Origin of the sequence: Pannonibacter sp. (genome assembly GCF_051860505.1) — a bacterium.
GTDB lineage: Bacteria > Pseudomonadota > Alphaproteobacteria > Rhizobiales > Stappiaceae > Pannonibacter.
The window spans coordinates 74119-89472 of record NZ_JBHYDX010000004.1 but is presented as its reverse complement, the minus strand read 5'-3'; the positions used below and the strand labels follow the sequence as shown (position 1 = coordinate 89472).

Here is a 15354-nt window from a genome sequence, read left to right as displayed (position 1 = left end):
AACTGGACCGGCAGGCTGGATCACGGCCGTGAGGAGGCGGCACCAGCCGGGCCGGACACGCAGCAAGACGCTGCCTGAGGGAGAACGTCCATGGGAGTTCAAGGCATCGGGGCTCGTGCCCTGCGCAAGGAAGACAAGCGCTTCATCACCGGCAAGGGCCGGTACACCGACGACATGACGGCCGCGCGCATGACCTTTGCGGCTTTCGTGCGCTCGCCGCATGCCCACGCCCGGATCACCGGGATTGATGCCAGCGCGGCGCTGGAAATGCCCGGTGTCGAGGCCGTGCTCACGGGTGAGCAGCTGGTCGGCGACGGCGTCGGCAACCTCATCTGCGGCTGGATGATCCATTCGCGCGACGGCACGCCGATGAAGATGGGTGCCTGGCGCGCGCTGGAACCGGAGATCGTGCGCTACGCCGGACAGGCGGTGGCCGTTGTCATCGCCGAGACCCAGGGCCAGGCCCGGGATGCGGCAGAAGCTGTCGTCGTTTCCTATGAGGAACTGCCGGTCATCGTCGACCCGGCCGCGGCACTGGAACCCGGCGCACCGCAGCTCCATCCGGAAGCCCCCGGCAACCTGATCTATGACTGGGTCATCGGCGACGAGGCCGCCACCAGTGCGGCCTTCGCCAAGGCAGCCCATGTGACCAAGCTCGACATCACCAACAACCGTCTGGTGCCGAACCCGATGGAGCCGCGTGCGGCGCTTGCCGACTATGATGCGGCCGAGGAGCACTTCACGCTGCACACCACCTCGCAGAACCCGCATGTGGCGCGCCTGGTGCTGTCGGCCTTCTACAACATCGCACCCGAGCACAAGCTGCGCGTCATTGCGCCGGATGTGGGCGGCGGTTTCGGCTCGAAGATCTACATCTACCCGGAAGAGATGGTCTGCCTGTGGGCATCCAAGCGCGTTGGCCGTCCGGTGAAGTGGGTCAGCGACCGGACAGAGGCCTTCCTCACGGACGCCCATGGCCGCGATCACCGGTCTGAGGCCGAACTGGCGCTGGACGCCAACCACAAGATCATCGGCTTCCGCGTCAACACCATCGCGAACATCGGCGCTTACATGTCGCTGTTCTCGTCATCGGTGCCGACCTACCTCTATGCGACGCTGTTGTCGGGCCAGTACGACATCCCGGCCATCTTCTGCAACGTAAAGGCCGTTTACACCAACACCACGCCGGTCGACGCCTACCGTGGTGCCGGACGACCCGAGGCGACCTATCTGGTTGAACGCATGATGGAAACGGCTGCACGCGAAGTCGAGCTGGACCCGGCCGAGTTCCGCCGCCGCAACTTCATCCGCGCCTTCCCGCACCAGACGCCGGTGATCATGTGCTACGACGCGGGCGACTATGACGCCACGCTGGATGCGGCGCTGAAGGCTGTCGACTATGCCGGCTTCCCCGCCCGCAAGGCCGAGGCGGCTCGGCGCGGCAAGCTGCGCGGCATTGGCCTGTCCTGCTACATCGAGGCCTGCGGCATTGCGCCTTCGGCGGCAGTCGGGTCGCTCGGCGCAGGCGTCGGCCTCTGGGAATCGGCCGAGGTACGCGTCAATCCAGTTGGCACCATCGAGGTCCTGACGGGCTCGCACAGCCATGGCCAGGGTCATGAGACCACCTTCGCCCAGCTGATCTCGGATCGCTTCGGCGTCGACACCGACAGTGTGTCGATCGTGCATGGCGACACCGACAAGGTGCAGTTCGGCATGGGCACTTACGGCTCGCGGTCCGGCGCGGTTGGCATGTCGGCCATCGTCAAGGCCCTCGACAAGGTCGAGGCAAAGGCCAAAAAGATCGCCGCGCACCTGATGGAAGCAGCTGAAGGTGATATCGTCTTCGAAGGCGGCCAGCTGAAGGTTGCCGGCACGGACAAGGCCCTGCCCTTCTTCCAGGTGGCACTCGCCGCCTACACGGCCCACAACCTGCCGGCAGGCATGGAGCCGGGCCTCAAGGAAGGCGCGTTCTACGATCCGTCGAACTTCACCTTCCCCGCTGGCACCTATGTCTGCGAGGTCGAGATCGATCCGGAAACCGGCAAGACGCAGATCATCAATTTCGTGGCTGCGGATGACTTCGGCAAGATCATCAACCCGATGATCGTCGAGGGCCAGGTGCATGGCGGTCTGACCCAGGGCATCGGGCAGGCGCTTCTGGAGAACGCCGCCTATGACGAAGGTGGTCAGCTGATCACCGGCTCGTTCATGGACTACGCCATGCCGCGCGCGGACGACGTGCCGTCCTACACGCTGATGACGACGGAGACCATCTGCCCGGGCAACCCGCTCGGCATGAAGGGCTGCGGCGAAGCCGGCGCGATCGGCTCGCCCCCGGCCGTCATCAACGCCATCACCGACGCGCTCGGCATCCGCGAGATGGCCATGCCGGCGACACCGGAGCGCGTCTGGAAGGCCATCCAGGACAGCCGCCGGGCGATGGCAGCCGAGTGACCAATGGCAGCGGGCTGGCGCGCTGATACGGCAGCGCCAGCCCCGGTTCCCCTTCACGCTTTCCCCAAGGGAGCACGAACACGATGTATGAAACCAATTATCACCGCGCCGGATCGGTCAGCGAAGCGGCCAGCTTGATGGCCAAGGCTGATGACGGCAAGTTCCTCGCCGGCGGCCAGACCCTGATCCCGACCATGAAGCAGCGCCTGGCAGCACCAAGCGATCTCATCGACCTTGGCCAGATTGCCGAGCTTCAGGGTATCACCGAGGCTGGCGGCAGCCTGCGTATCGGAGCCGGAACCAAGCATGCAGACGTGGCCAGCTCCGCGCTGGTCCAGCGCCTGATCCCCGGCCTTGCCAAGCTCGCCGGCGGCATTGGCGACCCGCACGTCCGCCACATGGGCACCATTGGCGGCTCAGTCGCCAACAATGACCCGGCAGCGGACTACCCTTCAGCCGTGATGGCGCTCGGGGCGACGGTTCACACCAGCGCGCGCGACATCGCTGCTGAAGGTTACTTCACCGGCATGTTCGATACCGCGCTTGAGGAGAACGAGATCATCACCGCGATCAGCTTCCCGGTGCCGGAAAAGTCAGCCTACGCCAAGTACCCGAACCCGGCCTCGCGCTATGCCATGGCTGGCGTCTTCGTCGCCCGCTTCAAGGATGGTTCGGTCCGCGTCGCTGCGACCGGTGCCGGGCAGAGCGGCGTATTCCGCATCCCGGCCATGGAAGCAGCCCTCAGTGCCAACTGGTCCGCAGATGCCGTCGCCTCGATCAGCGTGCCTGCGGACGACATGCTGTCCGACATCCATGGCTCGGCCGACTACCGCGCCAATCTCGTGACCGTGATGGCCAAGCGCGCTGTTGCTGCAGCCTGATACGACAGACAAAGCGGCCCCGGAGCGCGATGCCGCTCCGGGGCCGCTGTTTTCAGCATCACCTGTCTTCCGTCCTGACCTCAAGCAGCGGCAACGGCTTCGAGGAACCGGTCAACCTCCAGCTTCAGATGCCGGGTTTTATCGTTGACGTCGCTTGACGCGGACAGGACACGTTCGGCCGAACGTGCTGTCTCGTCCACCGCCGCCGACAGCCCGGTCATGTTGCCCGAGACCGATGTTGTTCCGGCCGCCGCCCGCCTGACATTTTGCGAGATGTTGCTGGTGGCCGCACTCTGCTCGGTCACTGCCGAAGCAATCGAGCTTGTGTAGTCGTTCACCTGGTCCATGACGCGGCTGATACTGGCAATCGCTTCTGCGGACTCATCAGTGGCCAGCTGGATCGCCGAAATCTGGGCGGAGATTTCCTCGGTTGCCCGCGATGTCTGGTTGGCGAGTTCCTTGACCTCTGCCGCCACCACGGCAAAGCCGCGACCGGCTTCACCAGCACGGGCTGCCTCGATCGTGGCATTCAGCGCAAGAAGGTTGGTCTGGGCGGCGATGCTCTGGATCAGCGTCACCACTTCACCGATCTTCTCGGCAGCGGCGGCAAGGCTTGTCACCTTGGCATTGGTTTCGCGGGTTCCGACAGTTGCTTCGCTTACAATCCGGGTTGTCAGAGAGACCTGCTGGCCGATCTCGTTGATCGATGCTGCCAGTTGTTCGGCAGCACCGGCAACGCTTTCGACACTGTCAGTTGCAGCGCCAGCGGCGGCTTCCGTCTCGTCGGCGCGCGTGGCACTGACGCGGGCGATTTCAGTCAATGTCTGTGCGGTTTCGCCAAGCCCCTGGGCCGTTGCCTCAACCGAACCGATCAATTCCTGCGCGGTCATGCGGAAGGAGCCGACGAGATGCTCGATCATGTCCTGACGTCGGCGCTGGGTCTCCGTCTCGGTCTGGCTCCGGGCTTCCAGACGGATCCGTTCAACGGCATTGTCCTTGAACACCTGAACTGCCCGTCCCATGTCACCGATCTCATCGCCCCTCTCAAGTCCGGGCACATCGGTTGCCGTATCGCCAGCCGCAAGACGCCGCATCGTCGCTGTCATTGCTCGGATCGGGTTGGTGATGACATTGTTCAAGGCGAAGGCAAGACCAAGCCCGACAAGAATGGCCACAACAACCGACACGCCAATGGTGGTGACAGCAGCCTGTCCGGCAGACCGGTTGGCGGCAGACTGGGCACTGGCAAGCCCGGTCACCGTATCCTGCAGCAGAACCGTGAGCCGATCGAGTTCGGTGCGGTTTTCCTCCAGGTTGGCTTTCGCTGCCCTGATTGCGGTAAAGGCCGCAGCGTAGTCCTCCAGCGCCTTCGGCATGGCAGCGATTGCGGTTGCAGCGGCCGGGACCTGCGCGCTGGCCCCCTCCATCTGCATCGCATACATGCCAAGCATATCGATTTCCGCCTCCACGGCATCAGGAGCAATGTCACCGGTTCCAGTCAGAAAGCTCGTGGTGCCGTTCTTGACGGTCGAGATCGATCCGGCGATTTCAAGCGCCTGCTGACCGATGGTGCTCAGTGATGCCAGTCTTTTCTGCATCGCATTGGACACATCAAGCGCCTGATCAAGCGCTGCGTAGACTGCAAGGCGGGCGTCGGTCGTCAGCGAGGCCAGCGCGTTCAGCCGGTCAGTTGCATCCATTCTCCGGCTGTCAACATCCTCCTGGCTAAACGCATCAAGCAAGCCGGGCAGCAGCGTCGCCAAGGCCTCGGCTTCCCCGCCCATCCTGTCGCCGGTCTGCTTCTGAACGACCTGCAGACGAGACGATACAAGCTTGAGCGCATTCGCCTTGATCTGTACCAGCGCTGCATCAACCTTGTTGCGCAGGTCCTGCGGCATGCCGCCAGGGTTGAAATCGGCACCCTTGCCGAACACCGACTGCAGGAACGCAATCTGCGCCTGCATGTCACTGGCTGTCCGGCTCAGCCTGCGCAAGTCGTTCTGGGAAGCCTCAGCCAGGATCGACGCATCAGCGGCGTCTCGCTGCTGGCGTTGCAACTCGTTGCCAATGGTTCGGGTCAGGCTGTCGAGTTGCGCCGTTGCCCGGTCGATCACCACCAGTTTGTCGGCCAGCGATTGACTGTCTTGCCGAACCATCGCGAAAGTTGCCTCAAAGGCGATTGCCTTTTCGCGGGCGATCTCGACGCTTGCCAACGACTGAGGTTCGGCAGCCAGCGCCTCGGCCAGGCCATCCAGCGTGCTGCTGATGCCAGACAGGGCGAGCGAAACCCGCTCGCCACCTTCGGGGGCCGGATGGCGCAGAAAAGACTCCCGTTCCACCGACAGGCTCTGGAGGTCGGTGAGAGTGACCAACGCCCTGTCCGAAATTTCGCTGCGCTGCGAAAGGCCTACCAGCGTGTAAATTGCTGTCGCCCCAATTGCAGCAATCAGAACAAGAAGGGAAACCAGCCCGCCAGAGACCTTGAAGAACAGGCGAATGTCGTTGAACATTCGAATGAATTGAGTCATCGGAACCTCGATGTAAGTGCAATTGCAGTCTCACCCCAGGCTTCTCTGACATCATTTTCTTAAGGCTATGTATATTTTTAAAATTACTTGAAATTACATTATACCATGTGAGTTTATTAGTTGGCTTTTCTATTTATTGCGGAAAGAACGCATGAAATACACATTTGAATAATTTCAATCTTGGAAAGCATCCAGACCCTGGCAACGCAGAGACGCGTCACTTCACGGCATTGGAGAATATTGTTCTCTTCGTAGACGTTGCTCTTTCGCCACCAGTCTTGATCAACTCAAACCCTTGGCAAGGCACATCCCGAGGTCATTTTCTTCGCGGCGCACAAAAAAAGGGGGCGTTGCGCCCCCTTTCCTCATCGTCATGCACTTGCAAGATCAGGCCGCTGCGACGGTCGATACAAACCGATCAAAAGCGGCGCGCAAACGCTCGGTCTGGTCGCTGACGCGCCCGGATGCACCGAGCACCTGACCAGCAGCTTCGCTTGTCTGGTTCACGGATGCCGCAAGGCTATGGATGTCCTGCGAGACCTCCATGGTGCCGCGGGTCGCCTGCTGCACATTGTGACTGATCTCATTGGTCGCAGCACCTTGCTGCTCGACCGATGCAGCAATCTCGGTGGTGTAGCCATCAACCGTCTGCATGGTCGCGGCAATCTCCTGGATCGCCTGGACGGCTTCGCCGGTCGAAGCCTGGATGGCCGAGATTTGCGACCCGATTTCTTCCGTTGCCTTGGAGGTCTGGTTGGCCAGTTCCTTGACTTCGGCAGCAACGACCGCAAAGCCTCGTCCGGCGTCGCCGGCGCGGGCGGCCTCAATGGTCGCGTTCAAGGCCAGCAGATTGGTCTGCTCGGCAATCGCCTGGATGAGCGTAACCACTTCGCCGATCTTGTTGGCAGCCAATGCGAGCGACGAGACCTTCTGGTTTGTCACGAGGGTGCTCTGGGTTGCCTTGGCAACGATCTGGCTGGTTCGGGCGACCTGACCACTGATTTCGGCAATCGACGCGGACAATTCCTCGGCGGCACTGGCGACAGACTGCACGTTGCTGGACGCTTCGGTCGAGGCGCTGGCCGCCGTGGAGGTCCGCTCCGAGGAGGCCCTGGCAATGTTCGACAGCGTGCCGGCGGTCGTTTCCATTTCATGGGTGCTCTGGGCAACAGCCGACAGAAGCGCGTCGACCGTGGAGCGGAACTCGGTCACGGCCGATTCGATCTGGATCTGGCGGTCGTGTTGCGCCTTCTGTTCGAGTGCCTGCTCATCCTGAAGATGGTTGCGTTCACGGGCATTGGTCTGGAAGACGGCTACCGTGCGGCTCATGTCACCGATCTCGTCACCGCGCTCGAGGCCTGGAATTGCGACATCGACCTGGCCTTCGGCAAGGTTCAGCATCGCACCTTGAAGCGACTTCAATGGTGCCGTGATGGAGCGCACGATCAACCCTGCAACGACAGCCAGGATCGCCAGAAGACCAAGCCCGAGGCCCAGACGTGTCTGGAAATCAGCCCAGAAAATTGCCGAGAGGTCATCCATGTAGACGCCGGTCAGGACAAACATGTTCCAGGGCCGGAACGCTTCGAAATAGGAGATCTTGCCAACGGGCGCCTCACCGCCGGCCTTCGGCCAGACATACTGCACGGTGCCCTTGCCGGCCCGAAGGGCAATGTCGCCCATTTCCTTGGCAAACAGCTTGCCATTGGCGTCGGCCAATGTGGTCTGGTCAGTGCCGACGAGGTCCGGACGCGCCGGATGCATCACAACGGGGTAGCCCGCTCCCATGCTCTGAACGACAAAATAGTTGCCACCACCATAGCGCATGGCGCGCAACACATCGAAAGCACGTATTTTTGCCTCTTCGGCGGTCAGCTTGCCATCCTGAGCCATCTTGTAGTGATCAGCCAGCACGCCGACGGCCGTTTCAGTCAGGCTGCGCAACTCCGCCTGCTTCAACGCCGTCAAGGCATGGGACTGGCGCCAGGACTCGACAGCGATCAAGCCAGCCAGCCCGAGCGCAAACAGGACAAGCAATCCATAGAGCCGATAACCAATTGAAATTTTACGTTGGGTCAAATTCATTCTGCGATCCCCAATTGCAGCCTCCGGGGAGTTTGCAGCCTTGACCGGTTAAGCCTTCCCTAAACCGGTTTCACTCGTAGAAACTAAGCGTTGAATTCAACCCAAAAGAAATACCTTGTAGCCAATTCAATCCAAGAATGTTGCGTTGGAAAGAAGTGGCGCAAGGGCAGGTACCAGTGGGCACAGCCCACCGATACCAGATGATTCGGTCAGGCTGCAGCAACCTCCTTGAGGAAGGTATCAATCTCCCGCCGCAGAATACCGGTGCGTTCAGAGAGATCGTTTGAAGCACCGAGAACACTTTCTGCCGAGTTTGCCGTGTTCTCGACTGCTTTGGACAGTTGTTCAACATTGCTGGACACAGCGGTGGTTCCGTAGGCTGCTTGCTGTACGTTTCGAGAGATTTCGGTTGTGGCTGCACCTTGCTCTTCAACAGCGGAAGCAATTGCATTGGTGTAGCTGTTCACTTCCTCCATGGTTCTTGTGATCGCAGCAATTGCTTGTACAGATTCATCTGTCGCGGACTGGATAGCTGAAATCTGCGCACTGATCTCCTCTGTCGCCCTCGATGTCTGGGTTGCGAGTTCCTTCACCTCAGCAGCAACCACCGCGAAGCCCCGTCCGGCTTCCCCTGCTCGCGCAGCTTCAATCGTTGCGTTCAGTGCCAAGAGATTCGTCTGCTCGGCAATAGCCTGGATGAGGGTTACCACCTCGCCGATCTTCGCTGCCGATGCGGCAAGCCCTTCAACCTTTTCATTGGTTACACGAGTTCCCTGGGTCGCCTTGCCGACGACATTTGCGGTCTGAGCGACCTGACGACGAATTTCCCCAATCGACGCGGCAAGTTCCTCGGCTGCGCTGGCAACTGTCTGCACGTTGCTCGTGGCCTCGTTGGATGCCGACTGTGTTTCAGTTGCATGCCCTGCACTACCCCTGGCGATGTCAGTCAAGTCCCGCGCCGTGTCAGTCAGTCCGCTGGCAGTGTCCGAGACACCAGACAACAGACTGCGTACATTGGCGCGAAACTGCTCGACACGGCGCAAAACATCTTGCTGGCGGGCTTCGCGTTCGGAATCCGATTGTTCCTGGGCGCTCGCCAGTTGCCGGCGCTCAAAGGACTTGCCTTTCAATGTAGCGACCGCCTTGGCCATCATGCCGATCTGGTCGACACGAGTGAGATAGGGTACCTCGACATCCAGGTTGTCGTCCGCGATCAATTCCGTGGTCTGCGCCAACTCTGTTACGGGACGCAGCAGGCGACGAGCGAGAAAAGCCGTAACAACGATAACAACAAGCACGACGGGGATTATCGCCATCGCCAGTTTGACCATCATTTCGGAGACGCCCGCCATGATCTTCGTCCGCTCCACTCCAGCATAAAGAATACCTACTGGCTGATTGCTCGAATTCACGATTGGCTGATAGATTGTGAAATAGGGCTTGCCGAGGATCACAGCTTCACCCTTGTAGGTCTGCCCCTTCATGGCAACCGGATAGACGGCGCCAGTTTTGCCGAGGGGCGTCCCAACTGCGCGGTTGCCATCGGACTTGATGATGTTGGTCGTCATTCGCACGAAGTCTTGCTGGGCAGGGTCCCACGCAAAGACTGTCGCTGTCTCTCCTGTCATACGGCCAACGGTGTCAATAATTGCGTGGTTGTCAAATGTCGGGAGGCTCTCTACCTCGATCCGCTGAACTGACCCGCCTGACCCCCAACGGACCTTCAGCCCGGGAATGTCCCGCTCAAGGATCGTAGCCGCAATTCGCAGACTGGCATTCTGCTGATTGACGGCATTCTGGTGGGCGTTGTTTGTCATCACGGAATTGACAATCACACCCACCACAAGAAGTGCGAGTATTACAAGAAACGCTGAAGTTGTAGAAATACTTTGCGTTATGCTCAATCGGGGCATGTAGTTTCTCATCTCGTCACCTCATTCGCAAAAACACCTATCTAGAAAATTTACTCAACGGCATTAAAATTCAGTGAAGGGTAGATACTGCAGTCGCGAACCATATCCCCTGAAATCGCCTGGAACAATTTTGAAAATACAACCAATATATTAGCGCCGCAGGATACAAACTCGCTTCATCCAACCAAACTAAACATGCTGGCCGCCGTTGATATGGATCTCTGATCCTGTGACATATGAGGACGGCGCCGTGCACAGAAAGTGGATGGTCTCGGCAACCTCGTCCGGCTGACCAAGGCGGCGCAAGGGGATGGCGTCGATCAGTTTCTCCGTCCCCGGAGACAGGATCGAGGTGTCGATTTCGCCCGGCGCGATTGCATTGACGCGAATGCCATGCGGGCCGAAATCAGCCGCCATCTCGCGTGTCAGTGCTGCAAGGGCGGCCTTGGACGTCGCATAAGCCGTTCCGGCAAATGGATGAACCCGCATGCCGGCAATTGACGTCACATTGACGATCGAGCCTCGCGCGGTTTCCAGCTCCTTGAACAGGCCACGGGCCAGCATGATCGGGGCAAAGAAGTTGACCTGAAACACGTGCCGCCAGATGTGCATCGGCGTCGACAGGCTGTCGAGCCGCTGGCCGCCATCGTCCTTCGGGCTGATGCCGGCATTGTTGACAAGCGCGTGGAGCTTCGACCCATTCGGCTCCAGCCGGCGCCGGATTTCCTGCACGGCGTAGCCGAGGTTTTCAGGATCCGACAGATCGATCTGGATGTGATCTTCCGGTCCGGACGGCCAGGGGCAGCGGGTAGAGAAGGCATGGCGCGAACAGGTGATGACGCGCCAGCCCTCGGCAGAGAACTTCTTGACAGTCGCATGACCGATGCCACGGCTGGCTCCGGTCAGCACGATGGCGGGACGCTCGTCGATGATCGGGGCGGCCTGGGTCTGTGGTTCACTCATCACGGGCTTTCCGGCCGCTGACTGCGCGGCATCGCTTGCAAAAGTTGACTCTGGACGGAAACTTTAGTTTATCCCGCCGGTCGATTCCATGACAGACTTGGAGCAGACTAGGCTTTAAATGTGACCCGGCTTACCGGTGCGGCGGAAAACACGACAAGGCAATGATCATCTGTTCCTGCAACGTCCTGTCGGACAAGCAACTGCGCGAAGCCGCAGAGGAGATGCGGGCGGATCCGGACGCCCGGCTGCCGACGCCTGGGGCTGTCTTCCGCAAGCTTGGCTGCCGGCCGAGATGCGGCGGATGCTTCCCGAATGTCATTGATATCATTCACGACATGCCAGTCGACAACAAGACGTGACAGCGCGCCAAACTGGATGAGGCGACCGATTGGCGCTTCATCTCAAAGGCTGAAAAGAGGGAGATAAAGTGATGAAGGGTGATGTCAAAGTCATCGAATATCTCAACCGGGCGCTGCGCCATGAGTTGACCGCCGTCAATCAGTACTGGCTGCACAATCGCCTGCTTGCCGACTGGGGCTTCACCAAGCTGGCCAAGAAGGAACGGGAAGAATCCATCGAGGAGATGCAGCATGCCGACCAGCTGATCGACCGCATCATTTTCCTCGAAGGTCATCCCAACCTGCAGATGCTGGATCCCTTGCGCATCGGCCAGTCGCTGAAGGAAGTGATCGAGTGCGACCTCGCCGGAGAGTATTCCGCGCGGGCGCTCTACAAGGAAGCGCGCGAAGTCTGCCTGGAAGCCGGCGACTATGTCACCATGAAGCTGTTCGAGACGCTCATGGCTGACGAAGAGGCGCATATCGACTTTCTGGAATCCCAGCTGGAACTGCTGTCCCGCATCGGCATCGAGCGTTACGGCATGCTGCAGGCCGATCCGGCCGACGCATCCGAGTAACCCGTTTTCGCGTCCAGCGAGACGATTGCTCCACCCGCTGCCGCTGCGTCCTGCGGGTCGTGGGTGACCAGCACGACAGGCAGCCCGGCTCCACGGGCTGCCGCAAACACAAGGTGCCGCATGGTGTCGCGGGTCCTGGCGTCGAGGCTTGAGAACGGCTCATCCAGCAGGAGCGCCTGCGGCGCCGACAGCAGCACCCGGATCAAAGCCACCCGCGATTGCTGACCGCCGGACAGGGTCTGCGGATGGCGCGCGAAGAACCCGTCCAGTCCGGCTTCTGCCAGGGCCATCGTGACCGTTTCGCGTCGCTGATGGCGTGAACCGCCCTGCGGCAGGGCGAACAAAAGGTTCTCGCCGACACTCATATGCGGAAACAGCAGGGGATGCTGAAACATCAGCCCCATTCGCCGGAGTTGAGGCTGCTGGTGCGTGACATCGCGTCCGGCCAGGATGATCCTGCCCTCGACCTGGAACGGCGCGGCCACAAAGCCGGCAAGCGCTGCCAGCAGGCTCGACTTGCCGCTGCCCGACATTCCCATCACCGTGAGCACCGAGCCAGGTGCGACCTGTGCGTCGAGTGACACCAGAACGCGTCCGTTGAGCCGGAGCTGCAACGATTGCAGGGACAAGCCGGTAGAGGGGCGCGCAGGGCTCATGAAAACGTCCCGGAATAGAGCCGAGGCACCACCAGGCGCGGCAGGAGAGCTGCCACGGCAAAGCCGGCGAAGGGCAGGAGGATTTGCGCCAGTGCATGAACCGCGATCAGCGGTCTGCTGCCACCACTGGCCAGAGCCACCGCCTCGGTGGTGACCGTCACCACCCGGCCACCGCCCACCAGCAGCGTCGGCAGATACTGGCTGACGGACACCGCCAGGCCGAGCGCGACAGCCGTGGCAAGCGCGGGGAGCATCAGCGGCAGGCGGATGCGCCAGAACACCTTGGCTTCACTTGCACCAAGGCTCAGCGCCAATTGCCGATAGCGCGGATCGAGCGCCGCCCAGGGGCCTGAAAGTGACAGGATGACATAGGGCAAAACAAACACCAGATGCGACACGGCAACGGCCCACCAGCTGCCGTCCAGGCCAGCCTGCAGGAACAGCACCTGCAAGCCAAACAGGAAGGCCACTTGCGGCACGAGAAGTGGCAGGAACACCAGCGCCGACATCCAGGCACCACCATGGCCAAGCACCGGTTGCCCGCGAGTCCGAGCGCCCTCCTGCAACATTGCCACGACAACGACAGCTGCCACCAGACTGACTGACAGCCCGAGAAACAAGGTCGTGGAGACTGATTTGATCAGATCGGAACCGGCCTGAAGCCATGGCTGCACGGTCCATCTGCGCGGAAGAACGTCAGGATAATGCCAGGTTCCCGAGACCGACCACAGGCCAAGGACACACAGCGAGGCAACGGCAAGAACCACGAGGATGTAGATCCAGACAAGGCTCAGCGCGCGCACGGTCCGGTCGGACGCCAGGCGGCGACCGCCAGTTGCCATGTGCCGAACCAGAAAGCCGGCCAGCCGCTCAGCGGAGATCCAGACGAGCACGGCTAGACCACTGACCCCGAGCTGCAGCAGAGCTCCTGCCGCGCCTTTCATGCGGATCGCAAGATCCGGATCTCCCATCCAGCCGGCAACACGAACGGACAGGGTTGCCGGCAGACCCGGGCCGAGGATCAGCGCCATGTCCACGACAGACGTCGAAAAAGCCAAAACGGCCAGCACCGGCAGCCGCATTTGCCGGTAGAGCGACGGGGCAACGGCATAAATAAAGGCAGCGATGCGGCCATAGCCAAGGCTTTCTGCCAGCCGCACGCGCGGCAAGGCAGCGACCTGATGCAGTGCGGCCAGCGCCATCAGCAGCAGAAACGGCACTTCCTTCAGAACAAGGCCGAGCGTCAAGGACAGGGCGAATGGATCCTGCAGGATCAACCAGTCCGGGGGGCGGTCGAGCGCCGGACTGAAAGGCGCGGCCAGACGCACCAGCAGGCCGGACGGCGCAATCACGAGCGCAAGACCAAGAGCTGCTGCGGCATGGGGAACGGACAGAAGTGGCGCCAGCAACCGGCGCAAAACTGTAAAAACAGGGCTGTTCATCCACCCCGCAAGCAACAGGAACACCAGCAGCAGTGACAGGGCTGTGGCGGCAAGACCACTGCCGAGGCTGAGGAAAACCGAACGGCTGAGACCCGGTGTTTCCATCAGCATGGACACTGGCGCCAGCGACATCTCCCTGGCTCCGGCGGCTGGCAAATAGCCAAGTGCCGGCAGGGCGGTCCCGATGAGGCCTGCGGCAACCGGCATCACCAGGAACACCGCAATTGCCAGAGTTGCAGGACGACAAGCCGCCGGTTTCAAGGTCACTGGCTCATTGCGCGCCGTAGCGCTTGGCCCAGGCGGCCTCCAGCGCCTCCATCCAGCTTGGATGCGGCTCAGGGAGCGTCGGGCCGAGGGCGGACGGAGACAGTCCAGCCTTTCCAAGATCAATGGCGGCGAAGCGTGCCTTGTCGGCGTCGGCAAGCGCGGCGACATTCAGCACCGTCGGATCGCCCCAGATCGCCGGATCTTCCTTGCGTGCCTGCGCCTCGGGCGACAGCAGGAAATTGGCGAGCACCTTGGCAGCGGCCGGGGCGTTTGCATTGAAGGGAATGGCGACGAAGTGACTGTTGCCGATGGTGCCGCCAGCAAAGACGAAACTGCGGACCGTATCCGGCAGCTCACCTGCGGCTATCGCGGCCGAGGCGTCGCCGGGGTTGAAGCTGAAGGCGATGTCGATCTCGCCATCGGCCAGCAACTGCCGAAGGGCCGCAACGGACTGCGGGAAGGCCTTGCCGCCACGCCACAGGTTCGGGTGCAGGGCATCGAGCCAGGCGAAGAGCGCGGCCGTATCGGCCTCGAAACGGGCCGGGTCGACCGGCTGCTGCAGCCGCGCGGGATCGTCGATCAGGTCGGTCAAGGCCTGTTTCAGGAAGGTCGAGCCATGGAAGTTGGGTGGCTGAGGATAGGTGAAGCGTCCCGGGTTCGCCTTGGCAAAATCAGCCAGCGCCTGGAGCGAGGCCGGCGGTTCGGCCAGTCTTGCGCTGTCATGCATGAACACCAGCTTCGCCATGCCCCAAGGGCTTTCGAGGCCATCGGTGGAGACGGTGAAGTCCTTGCGCACCGTCGGCTTGCCCTCGACATCGACCAGCGCCCAGTTTGGCAGGCGTTCGGCCCAGGCCTCGGTCTGCAGCAGGCCTTCGCGCTTCATGGCCGCGAAGTTCTCGCCATTGATCCAGACGAGATCAACCGCGCCGCCGCTGGTCTTGCCGGCGGTCTTCTCGGCCAGAACCCGCGCGACCACATTGGCGGTGTCATCGACCTTCACGTGCTCCAGGGTCACGCCATACTGCTGCTTTAGCTCGCCGGCGACCCAGTCGATATAGGCGTTGATGCGCGGCTCGCCGCCCCAGGCGTGGAAATAGACGGTCTGGCCCTTTGCGGCATCCTTGATGCCGGCCCAGTCTGCCGGCTCGGCAGCAAGGGTCGGGCCCGTTGCCAGAACGGCCACAAGCGAGATGGTGGCAAGACCCTGCAAAAACCGGCGGCGGATCACCTGCATCGAAACAACTCCCGG

General features: G+C 61.4%; 11 protein-coding genes. 4 read left to right on the top strand and 7 right to left on the bottom strand.

Annotation, left to right across the window (positions count from 1 at the left end; translation table 11 throughout):
* Positions 1-90: 90 nt before the first annotated feature.
* Together ACTIFE_RS04165 and ACTIFE_RS04160 are read left to right on the top strand one after the other, a co-directional pair.
* Entirely contained in the window at positions 91-2454 is a 2364-nt protein-coding gene (locus tag ACTIFE_RS04165) for a xanthine dehydrogenase family protein molybdopterin-binding subunit (RefSeq protein WP_439527908.1), read from the top strand.
* A gap of 83 nt (positions 2455-2537) precedes the next feature.
* Positions 2538-3335: an FAD binding domain-containing protein gene (locus ACTIFE_RS04160; protein ID WP_439527907.1), complete on the top strand. Its 798-nt coding sequence runs from the start codon at positions 2538-2540 to the stop codon at positions 3333-3335.
* A gap of 80 nt (positions 3336-3415) precedes the next feature.
* Here ACTIFE_RS04160 and ACTIFE_RS04155 read toward each other — a convergent pair whose 3' ends face one another.
* From ACTIFE_RS04155 to ACTIFE_RS04140, 4 genes are all read right to left on the bottom strand, one after another.
* The gene (locus ACTIFE_RS04155; protein ID WP_439527906.1) at positions 3416-5863 is read right to left on the bottom strand and encodes a methyl-accepting chemotaxis protein; all 2448 of its coding nucleotides are present in this window, start codon (positions 5861-5863) and stop codon (positions 3416-3418) included.
* A gap of 387 nt (positions 5864-6250) precedes the next feature.
* Positions 6251-7948, bottom strand: coding sequence for a methyl-accepting chemotaxis protein (locus tag ACTIFE_RS04150; protein WP_439527905.1), 1698 nt, complete (start codon positions 7946-7948; stop codon positions 6251-6253).
* A 209-nt stretch (positions 7949-8157) separates the two neighbouring features.
* A complete protein-coding gene (locus ACTIFE_RS04145) occupies positions 8158-9873 on the bottom strand; it encodes a methyl-accepting chemotaxis protein (RefSeq protein WP_439527904.1) in 1716 nt (571 codons plus the stop codon).
* Positions 9874-10050: 177 nt separating this feature from the next.
* Complete coding sequence (locus tag ACTIFE_RS04140) at positions 10051-10824, bottom strand: SDR family NAD(P)-dependent oxidoreductase (RefSeq protein ID WP_439527903.1); 774 nt, start codon at positions 10822-10824, stop codon at positions 10051-10053.
* Between the two features lie 161 nt (positions 10825-10985).
* Between ACTIFE_RS04140 and ACTIFE_RS04135 the strand changes: the two genes are divergently transcribed.
* Positions 10986-11183, top strand: a complete 198-nt coding sequence (locus ACTIFE_RS04135; RefSeq protein WP_439527902.1) for a (2Fe-2S)-binding protein — start codon at positions 10986-10988, stop codon at positions 11181-11183.
* A gap of 71 nt (positions 11184-11254) precedes the next feature.
* Positions 11255-11740 carry a bacterioferritin gene (gene bfr, locus ACTIFE_RS04130; protein ID WP_439527901.1) on the top strand — a complete coding sequence of 162 codons (486 nt, stop codon included), beginning with the start codon at positions 11255-11257 and terminating at the stop codon, positions 11738-11740.
* On the opposite strand, the gene ACTIFE_RS04125 is transcribed toward bfr, so the two are convergent.
* From ACTIFE_RS04125 to ACTIFE_RS04115, 3 genes are read right to left on the bottom strand one after another with little or no spacing between them, the layout of a single operon-like run.
* A complete protein-coding gene (locus ACTIFE_RS04125) occupies positions 11698-12396 on the bottom strand; it encodes an ATP-binding cassette domain-containing protein (protein WP_439527900.1) in 699 nt (232 codons plus the stop codon). The genes bfr and ACTIFE_RS04125 overlap by 43 nt on opposite strands.
* Positions 12393-14105, bottom strand: coding sequence for an ABC transporter permease (locus ACTIFE_RS04120; protein WP_439527899.1), 1713 nt, complete (start codon positions 14103-14105; stop codon positions 12393-12395). The genes ACTIFE_RS04125 and ACTIFE_RS04120 overlap by 4 nt, the downstream gene beginning before the upstream one ends.
* A gap of 4 nt (positions 14106-14109) precedes the next feature.
* On the bottom strand, positions 14110-15339 hold the full coding sequence (locus ACTIFE_RS04115) for an ABC transporter substrate-binding protein (RefSeq protein WP_439527898.1): 1230 nt from the start codon (positions 15337-15339) through the stop codon (positions 14110-14112).
* Between the last annotated feature and the right edge of the window lie 15 nt (positions 15340-15354).

Coding starts and splice junctions, on each gene's coding strand:
- ACTIFE_RS04165 (WP_439527908.1), top strand. CDS start 91: ATGGGAGTTCAAGGCATCGGGGCTCGTGCCCTGCGCAAGGAAGACAAG.
- ACTIFE_RS04160 (WP_439527907.1), top strand. CDS start 2,538: ATGTATGAAACCAATTATCACCGCGCCGGATCGGTCAGCGAAGCGGCC.
- ACTIFE_RS04155 (WP_439527906.1), bottom strand. CDS start 5,863: ATGACTCAATTCATTCGAATGTTCAACGACATTCGCCTGTTCTTCAAG.
- ACTIFE_RS04150 (WP_439527905.1), bottom strand. CDS start 7,948: ATGAATTTGACCCAACGTAAAATTTCAATTGGTTATCGGCTCTATGGA.
- ACTIFE_RS04145 (WP_439527904.1), bottom strand. CDS start 9,873: ATGAGAAACTACATGCCCCGATTGAGCATAACGCAAAGTATTTCTACA.
- ACTIFE_RS04140 (WP_439527903.1), bottom strand. CDS start 10,824: ATGAGTGAACCACAGACCCAGGCCGCCCCGATCATCGACGAGCGTCCC.
- ACTIFE_RS04135 (WP_439527902.1), top strand. CDS start 10,986: ATGATCATCTGTTCCTGCAACGTCCTGTCGGACAAGCAACTGCGCGAA.
- bfr (WP_439527901.1), top strand. CDS start 11,255: ATGAAGGGTGATGTCAAAGTCATCGAATATCTCAACCGGGCGCTGCGC.
- ACTIFE_RS04125 (WP_439527900.1), bottom strand. CDS start 12,396: ATGAGCCCTGCGCGCCCCTCTACCGGCTTGTCCCTGCAATCGTTGCAG.
- ACTIFE_RS04115 (WP_439527898.1), bottom strand. CDS start 15,339: ATGCAGGTGATCCGCCGCCGGTTTTTGCAGGGTCTTGCCACCATCTCG.